Here is a 13,001-nt window from a genome sequence, read left to right as displayed (position 1 = left end):
CAAAAATTGTATTTTTATAGAAAAGATGTAACTTTACAGCATTATGAAAAAGATTATCCCTCAAACACTGCTTACCTTGCCTATCTTGGCCACAGGACTACAGGCACAGGAAAAGCAAACTCCCCCCAATCTGGTCTTCATTATGGCCGATCAATATCGAGGAGACGCAATGGGATGCATAGGCAAAGAGCCTGTACAAACCCCCAGTTTAGACCAACTTGCTGCCGAAGGTATCAATTTCACCAATGCTGTCAGTAGCTATCCGGTGTCATCGCCTGCGAGAGGAATGTTGATGACCGGTATGTACCCCATCTCCAGCAAGGTAACCGGTAACTGTAATTCTGCCACAGCCCCGTACGGAGTGGAACTCCCACAAGACGCCCGGTGCTGGAGTGATGTACTTAAAGATCAGGGATACAACACCGGATATATCGGAAAGTGGCACCTGGACGCCCCTTACAAACCCTACGTAGATACTTACAACAACCGCGGAAAAGTGGCATGGAATGAATGGTGTCCGCCCGAACGTCGCCACGGTTTTGAACATTGGATAGCATACGGAACGTACGACTATCACCTTAAACCCATGTACTGGAATACAACTGCCCCACGGGACAGCTTCTACTACGTCAACCAATGGGGACCGGAATATGAAGCAGATAAAGCCATCGAGTACATCAACGAACAAAAGAACAAGAAACAGCCGTTTGCACTGGTTGTATCAATGAATCCGCCCCACACGGGATACGAACTGGTACCGGACCGATACAAAGAGATATACAAAAATCTGGATGTAGAAGCTCTCTGCAAAGACCGTCCGGATATTCCGGCAAAAGGCACGGAAATGGGAGACTACTTCCGTAACAACATCCGCAATTACTATGCCTGCATCACAGGGGTAGACGAAAATGTAGGACGCATTATCGAAGCATTGAAACAAAATCATCTGTTCGATAATACCATCGTGGTCTTCACTTCCGACCATGGCATCTGCATGGGTGCTCACGAAAATGCCGGAAAAGATATTTTCTACGAAGAATCAATGCGCATTCCGATGATCATCTCCTGGCCGGATCAAATCAAACCCCGCCGGGATGATAAACTGATGATTGCCTTTGCCGACCTATACCCTTCTCTACTTTCTATGATGGGATTTCAAAAGGAAATACCCTCTACCGTACAGACATTTGATTTGGGCAACGCAATAATAACCGGAGAACCGAAAGAGATTGTCCAGCCTTACTACTTCGTGAAATATGACAATCACGCAACCGGCTACCGCGGGCTACGTACCGACCGATATACTTACGTGGTTCATGCCACCGATGGTAAAATCGATAAAGTGATCCTTTTCGACCGTAACAACGATCCGTATGAAATGGACAACATAGCCAACCAACAACCCGAACTGATACGGAAATTCAGCCGGCAGTTGCAAGCATGGCTTACCCAAACCAATGACCCATTTGCAAATTATATAACCCCTTAACCACCATGAACAAACTTAATTACACCCTACTCTTACTCTTTTTTTCTACCTATTGTGTGGCTCAACAAAGTAACATTCCCGTGCCCAAACCTCTTCAAATGAAATGGCACGAGGCTGAAATGGGAGCTGTGTTCCACTATGACCTTCATGTATTCGACGGAATACGTTATGGACAAGGCAACAACCGTATCAACCCGATAGAAGACTACAACATCTTTAATCCGACCGAATTGAACACTGACCAGTGGGTACAAGCAGCCAAAGCCGCCGGATGCAAATTTGCCGTACTTACCGCAACCCACGAAACCGGTTTCGGGCTATGGCAAAGTGACGTAAACCCATATTGCCTCAAAGCTGTGAAATGGAGAGACGGAAAAGGAGACATTGTCCGTGATTTCGTAAACTCCTGCCGCAAATATGGATTACAACCCGGAATTTATATCGGTATCCGTTGGAACTCTCTGCTGGGTATTCATAACTTTAAAGCCGAAGGAGAAGGTGAATTCGCCCATAACCGCCAGGCCTGGTACAAACGCTTGTGCGAAAAGATGGTGACAGAACTTTGCACCCGATACGGTGACCTTTATATGATCTGGTTTGACGGTGGAGCAGATGATCCTCGGGGAGACGGTCCGGATGTAGAGCCGATAGTCAATAAATATCAGCCCAATTGCCTCTTCTACCATAACATAGACCGTGCCGACTTTCGTTGGGGAGGTTCTGAATCGGGGACAGTGGGATATCCTTGTTGGTCTACCTTCCCGGCTCCCTGCTCACATCACAAAAGGATAGAAAGCAATGTCAACCAACTTGAGTTGCTGAAGCATGGCGACAAAGACGGAAAATATTGGGTACCCGCCATGGCCGATACTCCCCTGCGAGGAGCTAACGGACGTCATGAATGGTTCTGGGAACCGGATGACGAAAATAACATTTATTCGCTGGATGTGTTGATGAATATGTACGAGAAGTCCGTCGGACGTAATGCGACCCTGATTGTCGGACTGACTCCCGATCCGACTGGCCTGATTCCCGCAGGTGACGAACAACGCCTCAAAGAGTGGGGTGAAGAAATCAACCGCCGTTTTACTTCACCTCTGGCACAGACTTCAGGACAAAAGAAGAGCCTGACTCTGAACCTGAAATCCAAGCAACCGGTCAATTACTGCATTATTCAGGAAAACATAAAAAACGGAGAACGCATCCGCCAATATAAAATCGAAGCTAAAGTAGACGGAAAATGGAAAACCGTATGTACCGGAGAATCCGTAGGGCACAAGCGGATTGAGAAATTCGATCCCATTGAAGCAACGGCATTACGGCTGACAGTGCTGCAATCCATTGCCCTGCCCGACATTACAAACTTCAGTGCTTTCTCCGTAAATTAACCACAAGAATGAAGAAACATTTCATCATGAGTTTGCTTGCTTTAGCGGGTATGGTCTTCTCCGGAACGACCATACTCGCACAAAGCACGTTTATCTATGAAAAAGGTAAATCGTTCAAAGATGTAAATGCCTGTCAGATTCCGGAACCTCTCCGGATTGACGGGACATCTGCGCCGATCATGTACACAGAAACGGTTCCCGACAATCAATCTACTCTTTGCTACAACATTCAGCTGCCTGCTTATGTACGAGGTGCATTTTTCAGCAGAGACTCCCGTCCCGGCGACTTCGAGTGGCCTAATAACACCAACCGGCTCTTGCCCTGGATGTTCGGTCGGTTGAAAGACCTTACACAGGAAAACTACCCCGGTATTCCTTCAAATGCACGTCCTTCCACTTTGGGAGACGCATTGTTACTACAACTGGCCGATGGCAATTACCTCTTCGTAAAAGCTCTGTCCGGAGATAATAGTCTCAGTTGGTTCCAGATAAACAAAGACGGTTCCCTGAACCTCTATGTATCCACACTCGGATGCGACCGCCTCTCGGGTAAAGTGCCGGTAGCATTAACTCAAAATGCCGGCAGCATTTATCAGGTACTCCGTCAGGCTTACGAAACACTGATAGCAGACCATAAAACTTCCGCACTGCAAAAGCGTACGGACAAAGAGTATTTCGAAGCACTGAATTACCTCGGATGGTGTACGTGGGAACATTATCACTACGATATTGACGAAACTAAAATACTGAATGATCTCGATGCCATCGAAGCGTCCGGCATTCCCGTACGCTACGTGCTGATCGATGACGGTCACATAGCCAACAGACAGCGCCAACTGATGAGCTTCGTTCCCGATCCGAAGCGTTTCCCTAACGGATGGAATAAAATCATGGCTCGCAAGAACAAAGACAGAATCCGCTGGATGGGATTATGGTACGCCCTTTCAGGATACTGGGCAGGAATATCTTCCGACAATGACTTCCCGGCAGATATAAAGCAAAGCCTCTACACGTTCAACGGGAGCCTGTTACCCGGCAAAAGCCCCCGGAACATCGATAATTTTTACCGGTACTACGTACGTTCGCTAAAGAACAACGGATTCGATTTTCTCAAAATAGACAATCAGGCGTTCACCTTATCTCTCTATATGGGTGGGACAGAAGTTGTCCGGCAGGCTAAAGAATGCAATCTGGCACTGGAAAGGCAGACACACGACCAACAGGTAGGGCTGATGAACTGCATGGCACAAAACACTCTCAATACTGACCATACATTGTATAGCGGAGTAACCCGCGTCAGCATCGATTACAAAAAGTATGATGAAGACATGGCTAAATCCCATCTTTTCCAATCGTACACCAATACCCTGTTGCAAGGACAGACAGTGTGGCCGGATCATGACATGTTTCATTCCAGCGACACGATCTGCGGCAGCCTGATGGCACGATCGAAAGCCATCTCCGGCGGACCGGTTTATCTTTCGGATTCACCGAAAGAATTTGTCAGTGAAAACATCTTCCCACTGATTGACAACAACGGAAAGATATTCCGTCCGGCAGCACCTGCCATACCGACTCCCGAATCAATCCTTACCAACCCGTTACAGGATGGAAAGGCATATCGGGTATTTGCTCCCACGGGAGATGAAGCAGTAAGCATCATCTGCTACAATCTGAACACTTCTTCCAAATACCGGGAAGTGACAGCCGGAATTGCCAAAGAAGATTATCTGTTACGAGAAACCCTTACCGGAAAACCGGACATGACCTCCTCCGGACGGATACTCCTGTTCGACTGGAAGGCCCGGACAGCCACCGAACTGACTTCGGCATATCCCGTGAAACTTGAGGGATTTACAGACGAGCTGTTCCATTTATGCCCCATCCGCAACGGTTGGGCCGTAATCGGCATACAAGAGAAGTATCTGTCTCCCGCAACCGTAGAGATCCTCTCCTCCACACCGGACCAACTGACTCTCAATGTACTTTGCCCCGGAACCTTAAAAGTATGGGCAGAGACTTCCGGAGGACAGGAACTAAGAAGTATCCGGATCAAAACTCCCGGAGAAATAACCCTCAAAAAGTAATACTCTAAATATATATCACGATGAATAAAAAACTAATCATTCCCTTCGCACTGGCTCCATTGGCTGCCCCTGCTCTGCAAGCACAGAGCCAACAGTCCGACGGACGCATGGACACACGTCCCAACATCATCCTTTTCATGGTGGATGACATGGGGTGGCAGGATACCTCGCTACCTTTCTGGACACAAAAAACGCACTATAATGAAGTGTACGAAACCCCTAACATGGAACGTCTTGCCAAACAAGGCGTAATGTTCACGCAGGCCTATGCCAGCAGTATCAGTTCGCCTACCCGCTGCAGCCTGATTACGGGAACGAATGCCGCCCGTCACCGGGTGACAAACTGGACCTATCCCAAAGGTCAGCAAACAGACCGTCCGAGCGATGTATTCAATGTAGCGGACTGGAACGTTAACGGTGTTTGTCAGGTCCCCAACATCGACCATACTTTCCAGGCGACCTCGCTGGCAGAAATTCTGAAAGACAATGGCTACCATACGATTCATTGCGGAAAAGCACACTTCGGCGCAGTGAATACTCCGGGAGAGAGTCCTTATCACATGGGATTTGAAGTGAACATTGCCGGACATGCAGGAGGCGGACTGGCCAGTTATCTGGGTGAAAACAATTATGGAAACCGGACGGACGGAAAGCCGAATCCTTGGTTTGCCGTTCCGGGACTGGATAAATACTGGGGAACAGACACTTTTGTAAGTGAAGCACTGACTCTGGAAGCCATAAAAGCACTGAACCACGCCAAAGAATACAATCAGCCTTTCTTCCTTTACATGGCACACTACGCCATTCATGTTCCCATCGATAAAGACAAACGTTTCTACCAAAAATACATCGACAAAGGACTGACTCCTAAAGAAGCCGCTTACGCCGCCCTGATTGAGGGTATGGACAAGAGTTTAGGCGACCTGATGGACTGGTTGGATAAAAACGGAGAAGCAGACAATACCATCGTCATCTTTATGAGTGACAACGGAGGATTGTCCAGCGAACCGGGATGGCGTGACGGCAAATTACATACGCAAAACTCTCCACTCAACAGCGGCAAAGGTTCTGCTTACGAAGGCGGTGTGCGCGAACCGATGATCGTACGTTGGCCCGGTGTAGTGAAACCGGATACCAAATGTGACAAGTATCTGATTATCGAGGATTTCTATCCTTCCATTCTTGAGATGGCACAAGTGAAGCATTACAAAACTGTTCAGCCGATTGATGGTATCAGCTTTATCCCGCTATTAAAGCAGACAGGCGACCCTTCGAAAGGACGCAGCCTGTATTGGAACTTCCCGAACCATTGGGGTAACGACGGTCCGGGTATAGGCCCGACTTGTACGGTACGTAAAGGAGACTGGAAGTTGATTTATTATTATGAAAACGGTAAGAAAGAGCTGTTCAACATTCCTCAAGATATAGGTGAAAAGAATAATCTGGCAGCCCAGCATCCGGATATCGTAAAACACCTGTCAAAAGATCTGGGTAACTATCTGCGTAAAGTCGGCGGACAACGCCCATCGTTCAAAGCCACCGGAAAACCATGCCCCTGGCCGGACGAAATCAAATAACCGCGCGAATAGACGCAACTTTATAAAAGAGGAAAACTGAAGCCCCGTAGGACCTTCAGTTTTCCTCTTTACTTATTAAACAATAGACAAAACAGCTTCCGCCTTATCCACTATAAAATCAGGACAGAACGATTCAAGCTCCGTACGGGGGCGGAATCCCCACGTGACTCCACAGGAAGTAACCCCGCTATTGATAGCCGTCTGCATATCTACTCCCGAATCGCCGATATACAATACTTCTTCTTTCGGTACATCGGCTATCTGCAGGATATCATATACCACAGTGGGATCCGGCTTTACCTTCACACCTTCACGCTGGCCAAATACGGCAACGAACCGTATCCCGGGGAAATAATGTGCAATCAGTTTCTCGGTGGCTGCCTGATATTTGTTGGAAGCCACGGCCAATTTGTGGCCTTTATTCTGCAATGCTTCCAGTAATTCCGGAATTCCCGGGTAAGGACGACTCTCGTCAGCATTATGCCGATCGTAGTGCAAAAGAAATTCTTTACGGACACGGAGCACATTCTCTTCCGTCTTCTCTCCTTCGGGCAATGCACGCTCAAACAACTTATTGATACCGTTGCCCACCATAAAGTTATAGGAAGCAACTTCGTGAGTAGGGTATCCCAAAACTTGCAAAGCATGATTCGTACTATGTGCCAGATCGGCGATGGTATTCAATAAAGTACCATCCAAATCGAATATTATCAGTTTTTTCATCTCTTTATATTTCTATGTTTACGACAAAGATACGGATAATCCAGCGCTAACTTTACTGTCATCCCACCGACAAGCTTTATAATAATTGTTAACGGGAAGACGACAGTGACAAAAAAGGGATTGAATTTTGAGGGATAAGGCTCTTATACACGTATTTATTAGTAACTATCTATTTATTCTGATGCTTTAAAAACACATCTGTATGAAACAGCCGATAAGACAACGATTAGAATCATTGGACGCTTTAAGAGGACTGGACCTCTTTTTTCTGGTGGCATTAGGCCCCTTGTTAAGAACTTTAGTCAGAGCCATAGACTCTCCCCATCTGGATGGAGTAAACTGGTGCCTGCGACACGTCGACTGGATCGGCTTTTCCCCGTGGGATTTAATCATGCCCTTATTTCTTTTCATGTCCGGAATCTCTATCCCATTCGCTCTATCCCGATTCAAAGGGGAGGCAGACAAGAGTAAACTGATCTATCGGTTATGCAAGCGAGTACTGTTACTCTGGATTTTCGGCATGATGTGCCAAGGTAACCTATTGTCTTTTGATCCCGATCATCTGTATCTGTATACAAACACTCTGCAATCCATCGCTACGGGATATATTGCTGCTGCCTTATTGTTTCTCTATACCGGCAGAAAAACTCAAATCGTTCTCTGCGTTGCATTGCTACTCATTTATTGGGCTGCCATGAAGTTCATCAGCATCGATGGCTACGGAGGTGGCAATTATACTCCCGAAGATAATCTGGCAGAATGGATCGACCGGACTGTATTGGGACGTTTCCGGGACGGAGCTTCCGTAGAAAACGGAACCATCATTTTTGCTGAAGGTTACTATTATACATGGATACTGAGCAGCCTGAATTTTATAGTCACTGTAATGACCGGATTGTTTGCCGGTTACATTGCCAAAGATGCAACAGAAGGTAAACATAAGCTTCGGTTGTACTTTGGCATCGGTGCAGGCATGGTTCTCGCAGGCTGGACATGGGGACTCGTATTTCCAGTTATCAAAACCATATGGACCAGTTCGATGGTACTGGTCAGCAGTGGTTATTGCTTCCTGCTGATGGGACTGTTTTATTACTGGATCGATTATAAACAACACCGCTCTCACCTGACGCTGCTGAAAGTATATGGAATGAACTCTATCCTCGCCTACTTGCTGGATTGCATCTTCGATTTCCGATGCATAGGAAATTCACTGTTTTATGGGCTCGAACCTTATATGGGTGCCTACTATCCTGTATTAATTTCTTTAGTCAGCATATCTATCGTATATGTCATCTTATGGCTGCTCTACCAACGCTCCATCTTTTTGAGAGTATAGAGAACTAAGGACAATAACTTCGTTGACAGGCCAACACCGCTATCATAATATTTGTTAACAGGGATACGGAATCAGTCCGGAAAACTTCTTTTTCAAAGAAAATATTTTAAGTTTGTGAAATAGCACCCCAAAGGGAAGAATATGAACTTAAAAAAAGAAAGGAGATGCCTATGGGATCAAAGAAAACTGACTTAATGCGTATTTCATATTTTGTAGTCATCGTGATACTGGTATGCCTGATAGGTAACCTCAAAGATCTTTGGCTGCAATCGTGGACCGACCTGATCATCTATCTGATAGTTCTGTTTGCCGCCGCCGAATGTTTGTTCAGTACGTTCGCACGTATCCGTGCCGCCGGAGAGCGGAAACAACCCCGTTGGCTGACTTCTGTCTCCTTGCTGATTTACGGAATCTTTTTCTTCGGAACTCTATTTTTTATCGGAGATTTCTTAATAAACAAGTTATGATAAAAAACAATCTATTCAAAGGGATGTGCCTGTTATGGCTACTGCTGGCGGCAACCCCTGTATTGCAAGCACAGGATCGTATGCAACAGGCATCCGAACTGCTCGACCGACTGATTGCAGGTAAAGGAGACAGTGTGTATGTGCATCTGGACGATAACATCCGGAAAATGCTTTCCGTTGAAATGCTGAACGGACTATTCAAGCAATTGGAACAACAAGTAGGTAAGTACCAGTCGCACGGAGAGTGGAAAAACGAACAAATAAACGGTATGACTATTTATTACTGCGACGCTAAATTCGAACGTATTCCACTACGTTTTCTCACAGCATTCAATCCGGACGGAAAGGTGAATACCATTCGTTTCGTACCTGTTCCGGCTACAAATGCCACTCCCCCGACAGCATCGGTACAAGATAAAATAAAAGAAACAGACATACAAATTTGTACGGGAAGCTTTAAGCTTCCCGGCACACTGACTCTTCCTAAAAAGGGCAAAAACCTGCCGGTAGTCATTTTAGTACATGGCTCGGGTCCCAACGACCGCGACGAAACGGTAGGAGTCAACAAACCTTTCCGGGACTTAGCGTACGGATTGGCCGAGCGCGGAATAGCCGTGATCCGTTACGATAAGCGCACCAAAGTGTATGGAGCCGATAGCGCGCCTGCGGGCAAAGAAATTACTTTCGATGAAGAATCAGTAGATGACGCCCTTTCGGCAGTAAAGCTTGCCGAATCAATACCGACTATAGATCCCGGACGAATTTACATCCTCGGACATAGTCTGGGGGGAACTCTGGCTCCCCGCATCGCCCAATGTAGCGATAAAACTCCGGCAGGAATTATTTTACTCGCAGGCGCCGCCCGTCCGCTTGAAGATCTGTTCATAAGTCAAGTAAAATATCTCGCCTCTGCACTCCCATCCACAAACGATATTCAAAAAGACATAGCTCAGTTACAAAAACAAGTGGACAATGTGAAAAAGCTGGATACAGATACGTTCGATATCACCATTCCTTTACCCATGAATCTTCCACACGCTTACTGGGCATTTGCCAATCAATATAAGCCTTTGGAAGTAGTTCGCAAACTGGCTCTCCCCATACTCGTCCTTCAAGGCGAACGTGATTACCAGGTCACCATGCATGATTTCGATTTATGGCACACCGCTCTGGCAGGGAATCCCAAGGCAATGTTTAAAACCTATCCCCGACTCAATCATTTATTCCAGGAAGGAGAAGGTAAGTCAGTCCCCCTTGAATACAGCCGTCCCGCCCCTATTCCCGCTTATGTAATGGATGACATCGCAGCTTTCATCAACCACCCCCCAAAACGATAGTTACCGGATTCCTCTGTATCACCCGCATATCACGCACATACAGTGGCTAATCAGGAATAGGGGAATGAATAATCATCTCACCATTCTTTCAGAAACAGATGATAGTAGAAACAAGGATATTTCGTTTATCCGTATAAGTACCTCTATACCTCATCCTTGCAGGACAACCCTCCAATCATTTTAAACCGGCTTCAGAGTCCCCGGTGCAACATTGCAACACAAAACCGGTGTCCGTTAGCAAAGCCTTAATATCATTGTGACTTTGACAAGTATCGTCTATAATTTCAAGCGGATAAATCAGAGTACAGAAAAACGAAGGAACGTATTATCCCTCTCGATATCAACAATTTCAAGACCTTCATTCTTTAGTAAGCAAAAGGTTTGATTTAACATTATGTTAAAACAAGTCTTTTGTCTGCAAAGAACAAGCCTTTTAAATGCAAAACACTTGTTCTATGCAAACAGGAAGAAAACATTTTTGAAACAGCATTAACAATGTTAACAAAAGAAGATACCACATTATAAACCATCCCACCATCCGCAAGTTTATCGGTCCGCCTCTCTTTCCGCCCTTACCCATTAAATTTCCAATCAAAAAGATGCTCCTTCCGCTTTCTTTTACTAAATTTGCATTTAAATTTGCCCGAATCATGAAGAATGAACCAACATATAGCTTGCTAAACACTATCAATTACCCCGAAGACCTGCGCCAACTCAGTGTAGATCAGCTGCCGGAGGTATGCGATGAATTGAGGCAAGACATCATCAAGGAACTATCGTGCAACCCGGGACACTTCGCGGCCAGCCTCGGTGTAGTGGAACTGACCGTAGCACTGCATTATGTGTACAATACTCCTTACGACCGTATTGTATGGGATGTAGGCCATCAGGCTTATGGACATAAAATACTGACCGGACGACGGGAAGCCTTCTCTACGAACCGTAAACTGGGCGGAATCCGCCCTTTTCCCTCACCCGAAGAAAGCGAATATGATACATTCACTTGCGGACATGCCTCCAACTCCATCTCGGCAGCGCTCGGCATGGCAGTGGCAGCTGAACGAAAGGGAGAACGGGACCGCCATGTAGTAGCGGTAATCGGCGATGGATCCATGAGCGGCGGACTGGCTTTCGAAGGTCTGAACAATGCTTCGTCTACCGCAAACAATCTGCTGATTATACTCAACGATAACGATATGGCCATCGACCGCAGTGTAGGTGGCATGAAACAATACTTATTTAACCTCACTACCTCGAACCGCTACAATCAGTTGCGTTTCAAGACATCACGGTTGTTGTTTAAAATGGGTCTGCTCAACGAAGAGCGACGGAAAGCCCTGATACGGCTGGGCAACAGCCTGAAGTCACTGGCAGCCCAGCAACAGAACATTTTCGAGGGAATGAATATCCGTTACTTCGGCCCTATCGACGGGCACGACGTAAAGAACATAGCCCGCATCCTGCATGACATCAAAGATATGCAGGGACCCAAAATCCTGCATCTACACACCATCAAAGGAAAAGGATTCGGTCCGGCAGAGAAACAGGCCACCATATGGCATGCTCCGGGTAAATTTGACCCTGTAACGGGAAAACGGATTGTAGCCAATACAGACGGAATGCCACCGCTTTTCCAGGATGTGTTCGGTCATACACTGGCGGAACTTGCAGAAAAGAATAAACTGATTATGGGGGTTACTCCCGCCATGCCAAGCGGTTGCTCAATGAACATACTGATGGACCGCATGCCGGACCGCGCTTTCGACGTAGGCATCGCCGAAGGACATGCCGTAACTTTCTCAGGAGGTATGGCCAAAGACGGCCTGTTACCTTTCTGCAACATCTATTCATCGTTCATGCAACGGGCATACGATAATATCATTCACGACGTAGCGATACAAAAACTGAACGTAGTGTTCTGCCTCGACCGCGCCGGACTGGTAGGTGAAGACGGACCGACACACCACGGTGTGTTCGATATGGCCTATCTGCGCCCTATACCCAACCTGACCATCTCGTCACCAATGGACGAGCACGAGTTACGCCGCCTGATGTATACCGCCCAATTGCCCGACAAAGGACCTTTCGCCATCCGCTACCCTCGTGGACGGGGTTCACTCGTAGATTGGGAATGCCCGCTGGAAGAGATTCCCGTAGGAAAAGGACGCAAACTGAAGGACGGAGATGATCTGGCGGTAATCACGATTGGTCCTATCGGCAAGTTGGCTGCCCGTGCCATCGAACGTGCCGAAGCCGAAACAGGTATTTCTGTGGCACATTATGACCTGCGTTTCCTTAAGCCGCTCGATGAAGAGTTACTGCACGAAGTAGGTAAAAAGTTCCGCCACGTCATAACAGTGGAAGACGGCATTATAAAAGGCGGTATGGGATGTGCCGTACTGGAGTTCATGGCCGACAACGGATATTATCCCGAAATCAGGCGTATTGGTGTACCGGACAAGTTTATTGAACACGGATCGGTACAGCAACTCTATCACTTGTGCGGGATGGATGAAGAAGGCATTTACAAGGCAATTACTAAAAACGAATTACGGATGGACGCTCCTGTGGAAAGGTGCATGACTGCCCATTCTTAA

General features: G+C 46.8%; 9 protein-coding genes. 8 read left to right on the top strand and 1 reads right to left on the bottom strand.

The window, feature by feature from the left end:
* The first annotated feature begins 43 nt into the window (after positions 1-43).
* From R3O62_RS08845 to R3O62_RS08830, 4 genes are read left to right on the top strand one after another with little or no spacing between them, the layout of a single operon-like run.
* Positions 44-1,489, top strand: coding sequence for a sulfatase family protein (locus R3O62_RS08845; RefSeq protein ID WP_005810232.1), 1,446 nt, complete (start codon positions 44-46; stop codon positions 1,487-1,489).
* 5 nt (positions 1,490-1,494) lie between these two features.
* Positions 1,495-2,877 carry an alpha-L-fucosidase gene (locus tag R3O62_RS08840; RefSeq protein WP_005775603.1) on the top strand — a complete coding sequence of 461 codons (1,383 nt, stop codon included), beginning with the start codon at positions 1,495-1,497 and terminating at the stop codon, positions 2,875-2,877.
* Positions 2,878-2,885: 8 nt separating this feature from the next.
* On the top strand, positions 2,886-4,964 hold the full coding sequence (locus R3O62_RS08835; protein WP_032543492.1) for a Sip1-related alpha-galactosidase: 2,079 nt from the start codon (positions 2,886-2,888) through the stop codon (positions 4,962-4,964).
* 20 nt (positions 4,965-4,984) lie between these two features.
* Complete coding sequence (locus R3O62_RS08830) at positions 4,985-6,541, top strand: sulfatase (protein WP_005775601.1); 1,557 nt, start codon at positions 4,985-4,987, stop codon at positions 6,539-6,541.
* A 75-nt stretch (positions 6,542-6,616) separates the two neighbouring features.
* Here R3O62_RS08830 and R3O62_RS08825 read toward each other — a convergent pair whose 3' ends face one another.
* Positions 6,617-7,264 (bottom strand): HAD family hydrolase, encoded by a 648-nt coding sequence (locus R3O62_RS08825; protein WP_005775598.1) that lies wholly within the window; start codon positions 7,262-7,264, stop codon positions 6,617-6,619.
* A gap of 202 nt (positions 7,265-7,466) precedes the next feature.
* Between R3O62_RS08825 and R3O62_RS08820 the strand changes: the two genes are divergently transcribed.
* The 4 genes from R3O62_RS08820 (at position 7,467) to dxs (ending at position 13,001) form a co-directional block, all read left to right on the top strand.
* A complete protein-coding gene (locus R3O62_RS08820; RefSeq protein ID WP_022011963.1) occupies positions 7,467-8,600 on the top strand; it encodes an acyltransferase family protein in 1,134 nt (377 codons plus the stop codon).
* Positions 8,601-8,770: 170 nt separating this feature from the next.
* Positions 8,771-9,067 carry a hypothetical protein gene (locus tag R3O62_RS08815; protein WP_032531193.1) on the top strand — a complete coding sequence of 99 codons (297 nt, stop codon included), beginning with the start codon at positions 8,771-8,773 and terminating at the stop codon, positions 9,065-9,067.
* On the top strand, positions 9,064-10,404 hold the full coding sequence (locus tag R3O62_RS08810) for an alpha/beta fold hydrolase (protein ID WP_269110080.1): 1,341 nt from the start codon (positions 9,064-9,066) through the stop codon (positions 10,402-10,404). Before R3O62_RS08815 ends, R3O62_RS08810 begins: the two co-directional genes overlap by 4 nt.
* Positions 10,405-11,054: 650 nt before the next feature.
* Positions 11,055-13,001: a 1-deoxy-D-xylulose-5-phosphate synthase gene (gene dxs, locus R3O62_RS08805; protein ID WP_269110079.1), complete on the top strand. Its 1,947-nt coding sequence runs from the start codon at positions 11,055-11,057 to the stop codon at positions 12,999-13,001.

Source organism: Bacteroides hominis, from assembly GCF_033042785.2.
In the GTDB taxonomy this organism is placed as follows: Bacteria; Bacteroidota; Bacteroidia; order Bacteroidales; family Bacteroidaceae; genus Bacteroides; species Bacteroides hominis.
This window is presented reverse-complemented; position numbering and strand designations above follow the sequence as displayed.